Genomic DNA, 16,817 nt, shown 5'->3' on the forward strand with positions numbered 1-16,817 from the left:
GGCGGTTCCGACTCTATCAGATCCTTTCGGCGTCTGACCCCCAGTCAGCGGGGTTCGTCTTCCCGGCCGTTGGGCCGTTCCGACGAGTGAGACTTTAGCGGATTCCCGGCTCCCGAGCTAATCGGGGGCCCTGCGTCCTTTCGAACGCGGATTCCTCATTTCGCAAATGCGCGCGCCAATGACACGAGGGCAGCATCGTGAAACGACTGCCGTCGAGTAGTGGTGGTGCTTGCGGAATGGCTGCCCGCGGACCGACCGGGGTCGGCTCTCACGCCGGACAACTCGAAGAACCTTACGGATGCCACCGGGGTGTGTCAACTCATGGCGGGACCCCACCCCGGCGGGCGATCTGGGCCGATCGGCGGGGTCAGTCCTTCTTGCCGGAGGCGAGCTCGCGGCTGCGGTCGCGGGCGGCTTCGAGCGCTGCGATCAGGGCGGCTCGGACGCCGTGGTTCTCCAGCTCCCGGATGGCGTTGATCGTGGTGCCGGCGGGAGAGGTGACGTTCTCGCGGAGCTTGACGGGGTGCTCACCGCTGTCGCGGAGCATGGTCGCGGCGCCGATCGCTGACTGGACGATCAGGTCGTGGGCCTTGTCCCGGGGCAGGCCGAGCAGGATGCCGGCGTCGGTCATGGCTTCGACCAGGTAGAAGAAGTAGGCCGGGCCGGAGCCGGACAGGGCGGTGCAGGCGTCCTGCTGGGACTCGGGGACGCGGAGCGTCTTGCCGACGGCGCCGAAGATCTCCTCGGTGTGGGCCAGGTGGTCCGCCGTGGCGTGGCTGCCTGCGGAGATGACGGACATGGCCTCGTCGACGAGGGCGGGGGTGTTCGTCATGACGCGGACGACCGGGGTGCCCGCGGCCAGGCGCTCCTCGATGAACGCGGTGGTGATGCCCGCGGCTCCGCTGATGACGAGGCGGTCGGCGGGGACATGCGGGGCGAGCTCGTCGAGGAGGGCGCCCATGTCCTGCGGCTTGACCGTGAGGATCAGCGTGTCGGCGGTCTTGGCGGCCTCGGCGTTGCTGACCGGGGTGACGCCGTATCGGGTGCGGAGCTCGTCGGCGCGTTCCTGACGGCGGGCCGTGACGAGGACGTCGGCCGGGGTCCAGCCGCCGCGGATCATTCCGCTGAGCAGGGCTTCGCCGATCTTGCCGGTGCCGAGAACTGCGACTTTCTGCGTCATGGCTGGGGATGCCTCCGAGGGGTGCGTCGTCCTGGAGGCATCCTCGCACCCGGGGGCGGGCCCGGCCCGGGTTGTCCGGTGGGCGGGACGCCTGCGCGTGCGGCCGCCGTCATGCCGTACGGCGTCGGAGGGTGGCTGCGCCGAGGGCGAGGACGAGGAGGGCGCAGCCGGCCACGATGAGCACGTCGCGGATGAACGTGGCGGTCATGTCGCTGTGGTGAAGGACCTCGTTCATCCCGTCGACGGCGTACGACATGGGGAGGACGTCGGAGATCGCTTCGAGGGCGGGGTGCATCTGGGACCTGGGGGTGAACAGGCCGCACAGGAGGAGCTGGGGGAAGATCACTGCCGGCATGAACTGGACCGCCTGGAATTCCGAGGCCGCGAAGGCCGAGACGAAGAGGCCGAGGGCTGTGCCGAGAAGGGCGTCGAGCAGCGCCACCAGGAGGAGCAGCCAGGGGCTGCCCATGACGTCCAGGCCGAGGGCCCATACGGCGAGGGCGGTGGCCAGCGCGGACTGGATGATCGCGACGGTGCCGAAGGCGAGGGCGTATCCGGCGATCAGGTCGCCCTTGCCGAGGGGCATGGCGAGGAGGCGTTCGAGGGTGCCCGAGGTGCGTTCGCGCAGCGTGGCTATGGACGTGACCAGGAACATCGTGATGAGCGGGAAGATGCCGAGCAGGGAGGCGCCGGTGCTGTCGAAGGTGCGCGGGCTGCCGTCGAAGACGTAGCGCAGCAGGAAGAGCATCAGGCAGGGGATGAGGAGCATCAGCGCGATGGTGCGCGGGTCGTGCGCGAGCTGGCGCAGGACCCGGGCGGCGGTGGCGGTGGTGCGGGCGGGGTTCAGGGCGCGGGCGGGGGCCGGGGCCGTGGTGGTGCTCATCGGGTCGTCTCCTGTGCGCGGGCTGCGTTGGTCGCCTGGTCGACCAGGTGGAGGAAGGCGGTCTCGACGGTGTCGGCGCCGGTGCGGGCGCGCAGGGCGTCGGGGGTGTCCTCGGCCAGGATCTCGCCGTCGCGCATGAGCAGCAGGCGGTGGCAGCGCTCGGCCTCGTCCATGACGTGGGAGGAGACGAGGAGGGTGGCGCCGCGCTCGGCGAGGGTGTGGAAGAGGTTCCACAGGTCGCGGCGCAGGACGGGGTCGAGGCCGACGGTGGGTTCGTCGAGGACGAGCAGTTCGGGGGTGCCGAGGAGCGCGACCGCGAGGGAGACGCGGCTGCGCTGGCCGCCGGAGAGGTTGCCGGCGAGGGCGTCGGCGTGGTGGGTGAGGTCGACGTCGGTGAGGACGCGGTCGACGTCGGCGCGGCGGTCGGGGGCGGGCTGCGCGGGGTCGAGGATCGCGGCGAAGTAGTCGAGGTTCTGGCGGACGGTCAGGTCGTCGTAGACGGACGGGGCCTGGGTGACGTAGCCGATGCGGGTGCGCAGGGCGGGGTGGCCGGCGGGGTGGCCGAGGACGTCGAGGGTGCCGGTGACCTTGGCCTGGGTGCCGACGATCGCGCGCATGAGGGTGGACTTGCCGCAGCCCGAGGGGCCGAGCAGGCCGGTGATGCGGCCGCGCGGGACGGTGAAGTCGAGTCCGCGCAGGACGGTGCGGGGGCCTCGGACGGCGGTGAGGCCGGTGGCGTGGATGGCCGGGGACAGGGGCGCTTCGGGGGCTCGCCGGGGGTGCGCCGGACACGTAATTCATCATGTGGTGAATAATGCGTCCGGTGGTGGGGAACGTCAAGCGCCCGCGGGGCGCGGGGCCTCGCGGGCGCGGGTCGGGGGTGTCGGCCGGGTCAGGCGGTGCGGGCGACCAGCAGCTGGACGTCGTAGGTCTCCTCCACCACGCCGTCCGGGAAGGCGGTCAGCAGATGGGCGCGCTCGGCGGTGAGGAAGGCCTGGGCGCTCGCCTCGCCGTGGACGAGGAAGACGGAGTGGCTGCCGATGTTGGCGAGGTGCGTGTCGACGGGGACGCGGCGGCTCCAGCGCACCCGGCGGTGCGCGAAGTGGAGGCTGCCGGTGGGGTCGGCTGCGGCCGGGTCGAAGGCGCCCTTCTTCGCCTGGGCGTCGTCGATGTGGAAGTGGCGGGCGATCCGGACCGACTGGTCGGCGATCCAGGACACGTCGAGGGCGCTGGTGTTCCACCACAGCGCCAGTGCGCCGCCGGGCCGCAGCACGCGCCGGGCCTCCGGCACCGCGCGGAGCGGGTCGGTCCAGTGCCAGGACTGGGCGTAGGTGAGCAGGTCCAGGGAGGCATCGGCGAGCGGCAGGGCGTTGCCGTCGCCGCGTACGAGGGGGACCCCGGGCAGGCTGCGGTGCAGCTCGGCCGCCATCCCGGCGCCCGGCTCCACGGCGAGGACGTCGGCGCCGCGGCGGGCCAGCAGGGCGGTCGCGATACCGGTGCCCGCTCCCACGTCGGCGACGCGGGCGCGGGCCAGGGGGCGTCCGGCCAGCTCCTCGACGGCGTCGAACAGGGCCTCGGGGTAGGACGGGCGGTGAGCGGCGTACTGGGCCGCGGCGGCGTTGAAGGAGTGGGCGCGGGCGGCGTGGAGGCGGGCGGGGTCGCGTGGTTCGGGTGCGTGGGCGCGAGTGGATTCCGACGTGGCTGCCATGGGGCCATGGTGGGCGCGTGGGGGTGTCGGGGGCAGCCGGTTTTCGGGTCGCGCGGGGGCCGGGTTCGGGGCCTGCAGGGGCTCGGGTTCGGTCCGTGCAGCGGCTGGTTTGCGTGCGTGCCGCGGCCGGCTTCGGTACGTGCAGCGGCCGGTTTTGATGCGTTCCGGGTGCGTACTGCGTACTAGGAGCGGCGGCGCTTCTTGGACGGGCCGGCCGTGCTCTTGCCCGGGTTGCCCGAGCGCTTGGCGGTGCGGCGCCGGTGCCGGTCGAGGGCCTCTTGGTACTCGGCGCGGTGGAGCTTCTCGCCCGGTGCCTCGGTCAAGGAGCGGAAGAAGTAGGCGAGCAGGGAGCCGATGAAGCCGATGGCGAGCAGACCGCGCAGGTTGGCCTGCCGCTCGGCGTCGGGACGCTTGCCGAAGGAGTCCCAGGTGTGCCGGAAGGCGAGTGCGCTGCAGATCGCGAACATCGCGACGACCAGCACGGTCAGGAAACTGCCGGTGGCCGCGAGGGCCAGTCCCTCGTAGGCGAGGCGGAGCACCAGGCAGGCGGCGGCCGCCGCGGCGAGGGAGCCGACGGCCACGCCGATGCGGCGGGCGGTGTAGCCGTGCGCGTGGTCGACCCAGGTGGTGCCGAAGAAACGCAGGGGCTCCGGCCGGGGGCCGGTGGTCTGGGTGCCGTTCTCGTCGCTCACGCCCTCGATTATGGCGCTGCCGGCCCGGCGGGCCCGGGCCGCGGCTGCGCGTGCTCGCCGCGGCTCGGGATCGTCCCTGCTCAGGAGCAGCGTGGCGCGATGTAGCCGTCGCTGCCGGTGTTCACATAGGCGTCGGAGACGAACTCGCCGTTGGCGATGTTGTCCCAGATGTTGGTGGTGCCGTAGTAGCCGGACACCCAGGTGCCCGGCGACTGGCAGTAGACCGGCACCTTGATGCCCTCGGGCAGGATCTTGACGATCGGGTAGCCGGTGCCGGGGCCGCTGCGGACGTTCAGCCGGACGCCCGGCGCCACCGAGTAGTAGCGCAGAGCCGTCGTGGCCTGGCTGCGCACGTCCGCGTTTTCGTCGACACGGTCGACGGACATGATGACCTCCCCCGTTGCACCCCATGACGTCCATGGGGTCCCGTTGATTCACTCGCGTCGCGCGGCGGAACGCCTGTACGCGACTCGCGCACGCGAACGCTAGCAAGCCGCCTCGGTCCTGTTCGAGTCATCGACTAGGCTCCGTGCGTCGCGCGCGCGGACGAACAGCACGGGGGTGGTTCCATGGCGCCACGGAGGAACACCGGAGCGGGCGCGGAAGCGGAACTTCCGGAATACGCCGGTCACTATCTGCTGGAGTCCCGGCTGGGCTCGGGCGGTATGGGCGTCGTCCACCTGGCCCGCAGCCCCTCGGGCATGCGGCTCGCGGTGAAGGTCGTGCACGCCGAGTTCGCGCGGGACCCCGAGTTCCGGGGCCGGTTCCGGCAGGAGATCGTGGCCGCGCGCCGGGTGAGCGGCGCCTTCACCGCGCCCGTGGTGGACGCCGATGCGGAAGCCGAACGGCCGTGGATGGCCACGCTGTTCATCCCCGGACCGACGCTGTCCGAGCATGTGAAGCAGAACGGTCCCATGGGGGCGGCGGAGTTGCGCCGGCTGATGGCGGGGCTCGCGGAGGCGCTGCGCGACATCCACCGGGTCGGGGTGGTGCACCGGGACCTGAAGCCGAGCAATGTGCTGCTCGCCGAGGACGGTCCGAAGGTCATCGACTTCGGTATCTCCCGGCCCAAGGACAGCGAACTGCGCACTGAGACGGGGAAGTTGATCGGTACGCCGCCGTTCATGGCCCCGGAGCAGTTCCGGCGGCCCCGGCAGGTGGGGCCCGCCGCCGACATCTTCGCGCTGGGTTCGGTGATGGTGCACGCGGCGACCGGGCGGGGGCCGTTCGACTCCGACAGTCCGTACGTCGTCGCCTACTCGGTCGTGCACGACGAGCCGGATCTGACGGGCGTGCCCGGGAACCTGGCGCCGCTGGTGAGACGTTGTCTGGCCAAGGAACCGGAAGAGCGGCCGACACCGGACGAGCTGATGCGCGAGCTGCGCTCGGTGGCGGCCTCCTACGACACGCAGGCGTTCATACCGGCACAGCGGGCGGCGGACGGCCCATCGCCGTCCGTGCCGGGCGAGAGCGGGGACGACGAGAGCAGCAGGGACAGCGGGAACAGCGGCGCGACGGGGGGTGGTCGAGGGGCTGAGCGGAAGGAGAGCGCTTCGGCGCGCGGCGGCGCCGGTGCGAGCGGTGGCTGGGCCGGTGCGGGCGGCGGCGGGGCCGGTGCGGGCGGCGGCGGGGCCGGTGCGGGCGGCGGCGGGGCTCAGCGGGCGGCGGTGCGCAGGCGTCGGCTCGGGCGGGTGCTGCTGGCCGCCGGGGCGGTGGCGCTGCTCGCGGGCGGTGCGCTGGCCGTCGTACCGCTGATCGACGGCGGTCCGGCGCGGAGTGCGGCGCCGCGGTCCGCGCCGGCCGGCTTCGCCGGGTGGGAGGCCGAGGCGGCGGTGGCGGGCGGCGGTGCCGCCGAGTGCGCCCAGGGCGGCGGCAGGCTGCTGTGCGCCCGGCCCGGGATGGTCTTCGCGCTCGATCCCGGTGACGGGCGGCTGTTGTGGCGGCACCCGGCGGCGCGGGGGCGTGCCGGTGGTCCGCCGGTCGTCGCGGGCGGGCTCGTGTACGCGCCCGCGGACCAGGGGCGGCGCCTTGAGGCGCTCGACCCCGCCTCGGGTGAGGTGCGCCGGAGCCAGGACGTGCCCGCGTACTCCGGGTTCTCGGCCGTCGGCGGCATGCTGCTGCTCACCGGCGCGCACGGCACGGTGACCGGCGTGGACGCGGCGACGGGCGCCACGGTGTGGAGCCACCGGATCCCCGGACAGGCCATGCCGTCGTTCGAGGCGTTCGCGGGCAGCCCGCTGGCGTTCTCGGCGAGCGTGTCGGGCGACGGGAAGCACACCCGCGTCACCGCCGTGAACCCGCGCACCGGTGACGTGCGCTGGGACACCCGGCTCGACGGGATGCTGGAGCCGGTCGGCGCCGAGGACGGGTCGGTCTATCTGCTCGCCCTCGACCGGGCGTACGGCGAGGCCACGGGCGTGGTCCGCCACTCCCCCGCGACGGGCGTCACGCGCCGGGTCGCGCTGCCCGTCTCCCGGCAGGGGGTGCAGGCCACCGTGCGGGGGGACGTCGTCTACCTCATGGCGGTCGGGGGTTCCCTGGACGCCGTCGACATGGGCGCGCGCAGACGGCTGTGGTCGTTGGAGACGTCCGTGAGCCGGGCCTCGGCGCCTTCCGCCGACGGCGACCATGTGTATGTGACGGCGGCCGACGGGCGGCTGCTCGGCGTCGACGCCCGCTCGGGCGACCTCGTCGGCCAGACCCGCGCCCGGCTGGGCAGCGGCGCGGACCGGGTCCCCGCGGCCCTGCCCGTCCCGGTGGTCAGTGGCGGCCGCGTGTACGCCTCCGCGCCCGACGGGACGGTGTTCGCGGTGCCCGCGGGGGCGCCGGGCGACTGGTAGCCAGGATCCGCATACGACGAAGGGCCGCCCCCGAGGGAGCGGCCCTTCGTCGTCGTACGGCTGTGCCGTCCGGCCGGGCGCGGTCAGCCCAGCTTGGACACGTCGCGGACCGCGCCCTTGTCGGCGCTGGTGGCCATGGCGGCGTAGGCGCGCAGGGCGGCCGAGACCTTGCGGTCGCGGTTCTTCGGGCGGTAGGCGCCGTTCAGGGCCTGCTCGCGGCGGGCCAGCTCGGCGTCGTCGACCAGGAGCTCGATGGAGCGGTTCGGGATGTCGATGCGGATGCGGTCGCCGTCCTCGACGAGGGCGATGGTGCCGCCCGAGGCCGCCTCCGGGGAGGCGTGGCCGATGGACAGGCCCGAGGTGCCGCCGGAGAAGCGGCCGTCGGTGACCAGCGCGCACGCCTTGCCCAGGCCCCGGCCCTTCAGGTACGAGGTCGGGTAGAGCATCTCCTGCATGCCGGGGCCGCCCTTGGGGCCCTCGTAGCGGATGACGACGACGTCGCCCTCCTTGACCTGCTGGGTGAGGATCTTCTGGACGGCCTCCTCCTGCGACTCGCAGACGACCGCGGGCCCCTCGAAGGTCCAGATCGACTCGTCGACGCCGGCCGTCTTCACGACGCAGCCGTCGACGGCGAGGTTGCCCTTGAGGACCGCCAGGCCGCCGTCCTTGGAGTAGGCGTGCTCGGCGGAGCGGATGCAGCCGCCCTCGGCGTCGGTGTCCAGCGCCTCCCAGCGCTCGGACTGGGAGAAGGCCTCGGCGGAGCGGACGCAGCCGGGGGCCGCGTGCCACAGCTCGACCGCCTCGGGCGACGGGGAGCCGCCGCGCACGTCCCAGGTCTTGAGCCAGTCGGCCAGGGACGGGCTGTGCACGGAGTGGACGTCCTCATTCAGCAGGCCCGCGCGGTGCAGCTCGCCGAGGAGGGCGGGGATGCCGCCGGCGCGGTGCACGTCCTCCATGTAGTACGTGCGGTCCTTGGCGACGTTCGGCGCGACCTTCGCCAGGCACGGCACCCGGCGGGAGACGGCGTCGATCTGCTCCAGACCGAAGGGCACACCGGCCTCCTGGGCGGCGGCCAGCAGGTGCAGGATCGTGTTGGTGGAGCCGCCCATCGCGATGTCGAGCGCCATGGCGTTCTCGAACGCCTGGAAGGTGGCGATGTTGCGCGGCAGGACGGAGTCGTCGTCCTGCTCGTAGTAGCGGTGGACCAGGTCCATCACGGTGCGCGCGGCGTCGACGTACAGCTTCTTGCGCGCGGTGTGGGTGGCGAGGACCGAGCCGTTGCCGGGGAGGGACAGGCCGATGGCCTCGGTCAGGCAGTTCATCGAGTTGGCGGTGAACATGCCGGAACAGCTGCCGCAGGTCGGACAGGCGTTCTCCTCGATACGGAGCATGTCCTCGTCGGAGATCTTGTCGTTCACGGCGTCGGCCATCGCGTCGACCAGGTCGAGCGTGCGGACCGTGCCGTCGACGAGGGTGGCGCGGCCGGACTCCATCGGACCGCCGGAGACGAAGACCGTCGGGATGTTCAGGCGCAGGGCCGCGTTGAGCATGCCCGGGGTGATCTTGTCGCAGTTGGAGATGCAGACCAGGGCGTCGGCGCAGTGCGCCTCGACCATGTACTCCACGCTGTCCGCGATCAGGTCGCGGGAGGGCAGGGAGTAGAGCATGCCGCCGTGGCCCATCGCGATGCCGTCGTCGACGGCGATCGTGTTGAACTCGCGCGGGATGCCGCCCGCCTCCTTGATCGCCTCGCTGACGATCCGGCCGACCGGGGCCAGGTGGGTGTGGCCGGGGACGAACTCGGTGAAGCTGTTGGCGACCGCGATGACGGGCTTCCGGCCGATGTCCGCACCGGGTACACCGGAGGCGCGCATAAGGGCGCGGGCGCCCGCCATGTTGCGGCCGTGGGTGACTGTGCGGGACCTCAGCTCGGGCATCGTCGCTCGCTCCTTCTAGGACCTTCGGTCAGAGACTTCTGACTTCAGTCGAGCGTACGCCGGTCATCCAGGGGGCGGACGGGGTGTCCGGAATGCGGGACGGGCGTCTCGCCGTTCAGCGTCTTCCGGGCGCCGGTGACCTGCGCGGGTATCGCTCTCAGTCGCCGGTCAGGTGCGTCTGTACGACCGGGGCGAGGCGGGCGATGATCTGTTCGATGTCCGCCGACGCCAGCGGCTCCACCTTGATCACGTACCGCAGCATCACCGTGCCGACCAGCTGCGCGGCCGCCAGCTCGGCGCGCAGCTCGGCGTCCTCGGCCTGCAGTTCCCCGGCGATCCGGCGCAGCAGCTGGGCGGAGACCAGGCGGCGCAGGGCGGCCGCGGCGGTGTCGTTGTTCACCGCCGAGCGGATGATCGCGAGCAGCGGTGCCCGGCTGGCGGGGTTCTCCCACAGGCCGAACAGCAGGCGGGTCATGCGCTCGCCGACGCCGGTGACGGGGCCGGCCAGGGCCGCGTCGCGCATCGTCAGGGCGGGCGCGAAGGCGACCTCGATGGCCGCCTCGAAGACCTGTTCCTTGGTGCCGAAGTAGTGGTGGACGAGGGCCGAGTCGACACCGGCGGCCTTGGCGATGCCGCGCACGGACGTCTTCTCGTAGCCGCGCTCGGAGAACTCCTCGCGGGCCGCGCCCAGGATGCGGTCGCGGGTGTCGGCCGACTCGGTGCGCGGCGGGCGGCCCCGGCGGCGGGACCCGGCGGTGCCGGCCTTGGTGATCGCCGGGCCGGCGTCGCGGTGCGCCGTCGCCGGAGTGCCTTCGCGGGGGGTCGTCGCCGGGGTCCCTTCGCGGGAGGTCGTCGCCGGGGTCCCATCGCGGGAGGTCATCGCCGGGGCACCTTCACGGCGGACGCCAGGTGCAGGCGGGTGAAGGCGAGGGCCTCGGCGAGGTCGGCCTCGCGCTCCGCGCTGGACATGGCGCGGCGGGTGTTGACCTCGATGACGACATGGCCGTCGAAGCCGTTCACGGCCAGCCGCTCCAGCACCTCTGCGCACGGCTGCGTGCCGCGGCCGGGCACCAGGTGCTCGTCCTTGGCCGAGCCCCGCCCGTCGGCGAGGTGCACATGGCCGAGGCGGTCGGCCATGCGGTCGATCATCTGCAGCGCGTCGGTGCGGGCGGTCGCGGTGTGGCTGAGGTCGATCGTGAAGTGGCGGTAGTCGTCCTTCGTGACGTCCCAGTCGGGGGCGTAGGCGAGCATCTCGCGGTCGCGGTAGCGCCAGGGGTACATGTTCTCGACGGCGAACCGCACATCCGTCTCGTTCGCCATGCGCCAGATGCCGTCCACGAAGTCCCGGGCGTACTGGCGCTGCCAGCGGAAGGGCGGGTGGACGACGACCGTGCTCGCGCCCAGCTTCTCGGCCGCCGCCTGGGCGCGCTGGAGCTTGGTCCACGGATCGGTGGACCACACCCGCTGCGTGATCAGCAGGCAGGGGGCGTGCACGGCGAGGATCGGGATCTGGTGGTAGTCGCTGAGCCGGCGCAGCGCCTCGATGTCCTGGCTGACCGGGTCGGTCCACACCATGACCTCGACCCCGTCGTAACCGAGGCGCGCGGCGATCTCGAAGGCCGTGGCCGTCGACTCCGGATAGACCGAGGCCGTCGACAGCGCGACCTTCGCATCCGGGATCCGTACGACTGGCTCTGCCATGGGGGACAGGTTACGGGGTGCGGCATCGTGGACGCCGGGTGCGTAATCGCCGTTGTGGTGAGCGCCATATCGCGGCTGCGGGGTGGGGTGGGGGCGCGGGTTCGCCGTGCGGCGGGCACCACGCGCGTGTGCGGGGCGGGCCGGGGAGCGCGTCTTCGCCGTTGTGGTGAGCGCCCGTGCGCGTGTGCGGGGCGGGGCGGGGGCGCGTGTGCGCCGTTGCGGCTCGCGCCCGTGCGCGTGTGCGGGGCGGGGCGGGGCGGGGGCGCGTGTGCGCCGTTGCGGCTCGCGCCCGTGCGCGTGTGCGGGCTGGGGTGGGGCGCCCACTCGCCGTTGTGGTGAGCGCCGTGCGCGTGTGCCGGTGCGTTGTGGCTTGTCGCGCGGTTCCCCGCGCCCCTCTGGGTCGGCTACGCGGAGCCCATGTGGTCGAGGCGGCGCAGGATCACGCCCTCTCTCAGGGCCCAGGGGCAGATCTCCAGGGCCTCCACGTCGAAGAGGTCCATCGCGCCCTCCGCCACCAGCGCGCCCGCCAGCAGCTGGCCCGCCCGGCCCTCGGAGACTCCGGGGAGCTCCGCGCGCTGGGCCGCCGTCATGTCGGCGAGCTTGGGGACCCAGGCCTCCAGGGTCTCCCGCTTCAGCTCCCGCTGGACGTAGAGGCCGTCGGCCGAGCGGGCGGCTCCCGCGAGGCGGGCCAGTTGTTTGAAGGTCTTGGAGGTGGCGACCACATGGTCGGGTGCGCCGAAGCGGCTGAACTCGCCGACCGTGCGGGCGATCTCCGCGCGGACATGGCGGCGCAGGGCGCGCACGTCCTCGGGGTCGGGCGGGTCGCCGGGCAGCCAGGCGGCGGTGAGGCGGCCGGCGCCCAGCGGCAGCGACACCGCCGCGTCCGGCTCCTCGTCCATGCCGTAGGCGATCTCCAGGGAGCCCCCGCCGATGTCCAGGACCAGCAGCTTCCCGGCGGACCAGCCGAACCAGCGGCGGACGGCGAGGAAGGTCAGCTTGGCCTCCTCCTCGCCGGTGAGCACCTGCAGCTCGACGCCGGTCTCCTCGCGCACGCGCGCGAGGACGTCGTCGGCGTTGCCGGCCTCGCGCACGGCGGAGGTGGCGAAGGGCAGCAGGTCCTCGACGCCCTTGTCCTCGGCGGCCTGGAGGGCGTCCTGAACGACCGAGACCAGTTTGTCCACGCCGTCGGCGCCTATGCAGCCCTCGTGATCCAGCAATTGGGCGAGCCGCAGCTCCGCCTTGTGCGAGTGGGCGGGCAGCGGGCGCGCGCCGGGGTGCGCGTCCACCACCAGCAGGTGCACCGTGTTCGATCCCACGTCGAGGACACCGAGTCTCATGTACGGAACGCTACTGCCAGCGGCGCGATGCTCGGACCGGCGAGCGGTGCCGGTTGACGCGCGGGGCGACTTACCCTGGACGCGTGCCAAAGACGAAAAAGGCGAAGGACGAAAACCCGGCGAAGTCGGCGAAGGCCGACAAGGTGACCAAAACATCCAAGGTTCCTTCGCAGGCGAAGGCGGCCAAGAAGTCGAAGAAGGCCCTGGAGACCGACGAGAAGGGGCTCGACTTCGCGCGCGCGTGGGTGGAGTTCCCGGATCCGGCGGACGACGAGCAGGTCTTCCGCTGCGATCTGACATGGCTGACCTCCCGCTGGAACTGCATCTTCGGCAGCGGCTGCCAGGGCATCCAGGCGGGCCGTGCGGACGACGGGTGCTGCTCGCTGGGCGCCCACTTCTCCGACGAGGACGACGAGAAGCGGGTCGCCGAGCACGTGGCGCGGCTCACGCCGGAGATCTGGCAGCACCACGCCGAGGGCACGAAGAACGGATGGGTCTCCGAGGACGAGGACGGCGAGCGGCAGACACGGCCCTACCAGGGCTCCTGCATCTTCCAGAACCGGCCCGGCTTCCCGGGCGGCGCGGGCTGCTCACTGCACATCCTGGCCCTGCGCGAGGGCCGCGAGCCGCTGGAGAGCAAGCCGGACGTGTGCTGGCAGCTGCCGATCCGGCGCACCTTCGACTGGATCGACCGGCCCGACGACACGCGTGTGCTGCAGGTGTCGATCGGTGAGTACGACCGCCGGGGCTGGGGTCCGGGCGGCCACGACCTGCACTGGTGGTGCACGTCGGCGACGTCGGCGCACGGCGCGGGCGAGCCGGTGTACGTCTCCTACCGGGCGGAGCTGACCGAACTGATGGGCAAGGCCGGCTACGACCGGCTGGTCGAGCTGTGCGAGGAGCGGCTGGCGTCCCAGCTGCCCCTGCTGGCCCCGCATCCGGCGGACCCGGCCGGCTGACGCCGCCACGGGGCGTGCGGCTCCGTCTCTCCTACGGCCCCGTATCGCGTCCCCCGCGCCGCCGGGTGTACGGCGCCGTATCGCGTCGGGCGCGCTGCCAGACGTACGGCTTCGTATCGCGTCCGGCGTCACGACGTCGCCGGGCTCGGGGTGCCGCTGTCGCCGGGCGGCGGGGAGGAGCTGCCGGGGTCGGTCGAGCCGCCCGGCTCGGACGGGGCGGGGTCGGTGGGCGTCGGGTCGGGGGACGACGGGGGGGCTGCTCGGGGTGGGCGAGCCGCCGGGGTCCGTGGGGGCCGAGGAGGTGGGCGTCGGGTCGGGATCGGGGGGCGTGGACGGGTCGCCCGGGGTGCCGGTGCCGGGGTCGGAGGGGCCGGGCGCGGTGCCGTAGCCCTCGATGGAGACGACGGCGCCGGCGGGTGCGATCGCCACCCGCGCGCTCCAGTGGCCGGACGGCTCGCGCAGGGGGTCGACGTGCACCTGGATCGTGAACGACTCGCCGGGGCGGAGGGTTCCCGAGGACCGGCTGAAGTAGAGCCAGTGGGCCGTGGTGCCGGCCGACCAGCGCACGGGGGCCGACCCGGTCGCGGTCAGCGTGATCAGCGTGGAGTCGCCCCGGCTCGCGGCGGTGACCTCCAGCACCCCGGTGCCGCTGCCGGCCCCGGCGACGCTGACCACCTCGACCGACACCTCGGGCTTGCCGCCCGGACCGAAACGGGCGCCGGGCCGGGTGCTGGCGTTCCCGGCGTTCTCGTAGCCGCCGCTCGCGCGCTCGCCGTCGAGGCTGTCCGCGCCGTGGTCCTGGCGGGCGGTGGCCGGGCCGGCGGCGCCCTCGCCGACCGGAGCGCCCCGGTAGGCGGCCCACAGGGCGAGCACGGGCGCGGCGACCACGGTGGCGACGACCGTCGTGGTGACGGCACGCGCGCGCAGGCGGTCCCGGCGGGCCGCCCGGTCCTTGGGGTCCATGGGGAAGCCACGCCGGTCGAAGCGCGGCGCCGCGTGACCACGCGCGCGTGGATGGTGCGCCAGAGCGACGTGCAGCACCGCGCGGGGCGCCTCCAGCACGGGCAGTTCGGCGGGCGTGACGGTGGCGCCGGGCCAGCGGCCGGGGACCGCGCGCTCGGCGGTACGGCGGCAGCGGGGGCAGTCGTCGACGTGCCGGACCAGTTCGCGGCGCAGGGTGCTGCTCAGCACGAACCGGCCGTCGCCGGTGAGGCGGGCGGCGCTCGCGCAGGTGCCGGTCTCGACGACGGCGAGCGCGGCGCGGGTGCGCTCCACCTCGCAGGCCGCCGCGGCGAGCAGTTCGCGGGCGGCGGCGAGGTCCATGCCGAGCACGGCGGCGACCTCGTGGGCGGCCAGGTGGTGGCGCACGGCGAGTTCGAGGGCCTCGCGCTGCTCGGGGGTGGTGCCGGCGGCCTCCGGCCAGGCCAGCAGGCCCAGTTCGCGGCGCCGCTGCTCCTGCACCTCCGGGGCGACGGGGACCTCCGGTTCCTGGCGCCCGTGCCCGCCGGGCCGGCCCGCCGCATGGGTGGCCTGACGTTTCTGCTTGGCCTCGGCGAGCTTGCGCAGGCACGACCAGCGGGCCAGCGCGTACAGCCAGGCGCGGCGGTCCCCGGCGGCCTCCGGTACGCGCGTGCCGCGCCGCTCGGCGAGGGCGAGCGCGTCGGCGAGGGCGGCGGTGGCCGCGTCGTGGTCGCACAGGACGGACAGGCAGTAGGTGAACAATCCGTCCAGGTACGGCTCGTAGCGCGCGGGCGGGCGCTGCGCCAGCGTGCGCGCCGCGGCGCGGTCGCGCGCCTCCCGGTGCGCTCGGTGTGCGCCGGTGGTGCGGGTCGTGGTCTCCGGACTGCTGCTCATCACCCGTGCGACCGTAGGCGGCATGAGCAGGCCCTCCCGGGCGCCTTGAGCACTTTTAATCCGTACGGGTGAAACGATCCCTCAATAGGGGACACGAGCCGTTCGTTCCGTGGCCGGTTCCGGGTGGAGGGTGGCCGGTTCGGGATGCGGGGTGGCAGGTTCCGGGTGGAGGGAGACCGGTTCCGGGCGAAGGCAGGCCGGTTCCGGATGGGGGGTGGCGGTTGCTGCCGGGAGAGCTGCGGGCAGTCGTGGCTCCGCCCGTGCCTCAAGCCGCTGTCAGACCCGCCCGCTACGGTTTGACGCATGGCTGCCCGTACCAAGACCACCAAGGACCGTCCCTCCTACCGCTGCACGGAATGCGGCTGGCAGACGGCGAAGTGGCTCGGCCGCTGCCCCGAGTGCCAGGCCTGGGGCACGGTCGAGGAGTACGGCGTGCCCGCGGTCCGTACGACGGCGCCGGGCCGTGTCACCACCTCCGCGCTCCCCATCGGGCAGGTCGACGGCCGTCAGGCCACCGCCCGCTCCACCGGCGTGCCCGAGCTGGACCGGGTGCTCGGCGGCGGCCTGGTGCCCGGCGCGGTCGTGCTCGTCGCCGGCGAGCCCGGCGTCGGCAAGTCCACCCTCCTCCTCGACGTCGCCGCGAAGTCGGCCAGTGCGGAGCACCCCACCCTCTATGTCACCGGTGAGGAGTCCGCGAGCCAGGTCCGGCTGCGCGCCGACCGGATCAACGCGATCGACGACCACCTCTACCTGGCCGCCGAGACCGACCTCGCGGCCGTGCTCGGCCACTTGGACGCGGTCAAGCCGTCCCTGCTGATCATGGACTCGGTGCAGACGGTCGCCTCCCCGGAGATCGACGGCGCTCCCGGCGGCATGGCCCAGGTCCGTGAGGTCGCCGGCGCCCTGATCCGCGCCTCCAAGGAGCGCGGCATGTCCACGCTGCTGGTGGGCCACGTCACCAAGGACGGCGCGATCGCCGGTCCGCGCCTGCTGGAGCACCTGGTGGACGTGGTGCTGCACTTCGAGGGCGACCGGCACGCGCGTCTGCGCCTGGTGCGCGGCGTGAAGAACCGCTACGGCACCACGGACGAGGTGGGCTGCTTCGAGCTGCACGACGAGGGCATCATGGGCCTGGCCGACCCGAGCGGACTTTTCCTGACTCGTCGTGACGAACCGGTACCGGGCACCTGCCTGACCGTCACCCTGGAGGGCCGCCGCCCGCTGGTGGCCGAGGTCCAGGCGCTCACGGTGGACTCGCAGATCCCCTCCCCGCGCCGTACGACGTCCGGCCTGGAGACGTCCCGGGTGTCGATGATGCTGGCGGTGCTGGAGCAGCGGGGCCGGATCAGCGCCCTGGGCAAAAGGGACATCTACTCCGCGACGGTGGGCGGGGTGAAGCTGTCGGAACCGGCCGCGGACCTGGCGATCGCCCTCGCCCTGGCGTCCGCCGCCAGCGACACTCCACTGCCGAAGAACCTGGTCGCGATCGGCGAGGTGGGTCTGGCGGGCGAGGTCAGACGGGTCACGGGCGTGCAGCGGCGCCTGTCCGAGGCGCACCGGCTGGGCTTCACGCACGCGCTCGTGCCGGGCGACCCGGGGAAGATCCCGCCCGGTATGAAGGTCCTGGAAGTCGCCGACATAGGGGACGCGCTGCGGGTGCTGCCGCGCTCCCGTCGCCGAGAGGCCCCACGGGAGCAGGAGGACCGCCGGTAGACTTTGCCCTGGT

At 73.4% G+C, this 16,817-nt stretch carries 12 protein-coding genes and 2 pseudogenes; 3 read left to right on the forward strand and 11 right to left on the reverse strand.

What is annotated here, in order from left to right:
* Positions 1-367 precede the first annotated feature (367 nt).
* From proC to C3489_RS08655, 6 genes and pseudogenes are all read right to left on the reverse strand, one after another.
* The gene (gene proC, locus C3489_RS08630; RefSeq protein ID WP_103781160.1) at positions 368-1,180 is read right to left on the reverse strand and encodes a pyrroline-5-carboxylate reductase; all 813 of its coding nucleotides are present in this window, start codon (positions 1,178-1,180) and stop codon (positions 368-370) included.
* 109 nt (positions 1,181-1,289) lie between these two features.
* Positions 1,290-2,063, reverse strand: coding sequence for an ABC transporter permease (locus tag C3489_RS08635; RefSeq protein ID WP_103781161.1), 774 nt, complete (start codon positions 2,061-2,063; stop codon positions 1,290-1,292).
* Positions 2,060-2,867 (reverse strand): annotated as a pseudogene (locus C3489_RS08640) (ABC transporter ATP-binding protein). The gene C3489_RS08635 and the pseudogene C3489_RS08640 overlap by 4 nt, the downstream one beginning before the upstream one ends.
* Positions 2,868-2,955: 88 nt before the next feature.
* Positions 2,956-3,771, reverse strand: a complete 816-nt coding sequence (locus C3489_RS08645; RefSeq protein ID WP_103781163.1) for a class I SAM-dependent methyltransferase — start codon at positions 3,769-3,771, stop codon at positions 2,956-2,958.
* Positions 3,772-3,953: 182 nt separating this feature from the next.
* On the reverse strand, positions 3,954-4,463 hold the full coding sequence (locus C3489_RS08650) for a hypothetical protein (protein ID WP_103781164.1): 510 nt from the start codon (positions 4,461-4,463) through the stop codon (positions 3,954-3,956).
* A gap of 80 nt (positions 4,464-4,543) precedes the next feature.
* Positions 4,544-4,849, reverse strand: coding sequence for an SH3 domain-containing protein (locus C3489_RS08655; protein WP_103781165.1), 306 nt, complete (start codon positions 4,847-4,849; stop codon positions 4,544-4,546).
* Between the two features lie 183 nt (positions 4,850-5,032).
* Between C3489_RS08655 and C3489_RS08660 the strand changes: the two genes are divergently transcribed.
* Positions 5,033-7,303 (forward strand): PQQ-binding-like beta-propeller repeat protein, encoded by a 2,271-nt coding sequence (locus C3489_RS08660; protein WP_103781166.1) that lies wholly within the window; start codon positions 5,033-5,035, stop codon positions 7,301-7,303.
* 83 nt (positions 7,304-7,386) lie between these two features.
* Here C3489_RS08660 and ilvD read toward each other — a convergent pair whose 3' ends face one another.
* The 4 genes from ilvD to C3489_RS08680 all read right to left on the reverse strand — a co-directional run bounded on the left by ilvD (position 7,387) and on the right by C3489_RS08680 (position 12,278).
* Complete coding sequence (ilvD, locus tag C3489_RS08665; RefSeq protein ID WP_103781167.1) at positions 7,387-9,240, reverse strand: dihydroxy-acid dehydratase; 1,854 nt, start codon at positions 9,238-9,240, stop codon at positions 7,387-7,389.
* Positions 9,241-9,397: 157 nt separating this feature from the next.
* Positions 9,398-10,120 carry a TetR/AcrR family transcriptional regulator gene (locus tag C3489_RS08670; RefSeq protein ID WP_103781168.1) on the reverse strand — a complete coding sequence of 241 codons (723 nt, stop codon included), beginning with the start codon at positions 10,118-10,120 and terminating at the stop codon, positions 9,398-9,400.
* Positions 10,117-10,941: a sugar phosphate isomerase/epimerase gene (locus C3489_RS08675; RefSeq protein WP_103781169.1), complete on the reverse strand. Its 825-nt coding sequence runs from the start codon at positions 10,939-10,941 to the stop codon at positions 10,117-10,119. Before C3489_RS08675 ends, C3489_RS08670 begins: the two co-directional genes overlap by 4 nt.
* Before the next feature lie 404 nt (positions 10,942-11,345).
* Entirely contained in the window at positions 11,346-12,278 is a 933-nt protein-coding gene (locus tag C3489_RS08680; protein ID WP_103781170.1) for a Ppx/GppA phosphatase family protein, read from the reverse strand.
* 83 nt (positions 12,279-12,361) lie between these two features.
* On the opposite strand from C3489_RS08680, the gene C3489_RS08685 reads away from it, so the two are divergent.
* A complete protein-coding gene (locus C3489_RS08685) occupies positions 12,362-13,237 on the forward strand; it encodes a hypothetical protein (protein ID WP_374936726.1) in 876 nt (291 codons plus the stop codon).
* A gap of 128 nt (positions 13,238-13,365) precedes the next feature.
* Here the strand turns inward: C3489_RS08685 and C3489_RS08690 are convergent.
* Positions 13,366-15,094, reverse strand: a pseudogene (locus C3489_RS08690) (hypothetical protein).
* A 300-nt stretch (positions 15,095-15,394) separates the two neighbouring features.
* Between C3489_RS08690 and radA the strand changes: the two are divergent.
* Complete coding sequence (gene radA, locus C3489_RS08695; RefSeq protein WP_103781172.1) at positions 15,395-16,804, forward strand: DNA repair protein RadA; 1,410 nt, start codon at positions 15,395-15,397, stop codon at positions 16,802-16,804.
* Positions 16,805-16,817 lie beyond the last annotated feature (13 nt).

It is taken from the genome of Streptomyces sp. Ru71 (genome assembly GCF_002920535.1).
Taxonomy (GTDB): Bacteria; Actinomycetota; Actinomycetes; order Streptomycetales; family Streptomycetaceae; genus Streptomyces.

Excerpts from the sequence above, each read along its gene's own strand:
- C3489_RS08655 (WP_103781165.1), bottom strand. The coding sequence starts at position 4,849 with ATGTCCGTCGACCGTGTCGACGAAAACGCGGACGTGCGCAGCCAGGCC.
- C3489_RS08660 (WP_103781166.1), top strand. The coding sequence starts at position 5,033 with ATGGCGCCACGGAGGAACACCGGAGCGGGCGCGGAAGCGGAACTTCCG.
- proC (WP_103781160.1), bottom strand. The coding sequence starts at position 1,180 with ATGACGCAGAAAGTCGCAGTTCTCGGCACCGGCAAGATCGGCGAAGCC.
- C3489_RS08670 (WP_103781168.1), bottom strand. The coding sequence starts at position 10,120 with ATGACCTCCCGCGATGGGACCCCGGCGACGACCTCCCGCGAAGGGACC.
- C3489_RS08675 (WP_103781169.1), bottom strand. The coding sequence starts at position 10,941 with ATGGCAGAGCCAGTCGTACGGATCCCGGATGCGAAGGTCGCGCTGTCG.
- C3489_RS08680 (WP_103781170.1), bottom strand. The coding sequence starts at position 12,278 with ATGAGACTCGGTGTCCTCGACGTGGGATCGAACACGGTGCACCTGCTG.
- ilvD (WP_103781167.1), bottom strand. The coding sequence starts at position 9,240 with ATGCCCGAGCTGAGGTCCCGCACAGTCACCCACGGCCGCAACATGGCG.
- C3489_RS08635 (WP_103781161.1), bottom strand. The coding sequence starts at position 2,063 with ATGAGCACCACCACGGCCCCGGCCCCCGCCCGCGCCCTGAACCCCGCC.
- radA (WP_103781172.1), top strand. The coding sequence starts at position 15,395 with ATGGCTGCCCGTACCAAGACCACCAAGGACCGTCCCTCCTACCGCTGC.
- C3489_RS08645 (WP_103781163.1), bottom strand. The coding sequence starts at position 3,771 with ATGGCAGCCACGTCGGAATCCACTCGCGCCCACGCACCCGAACCACGC.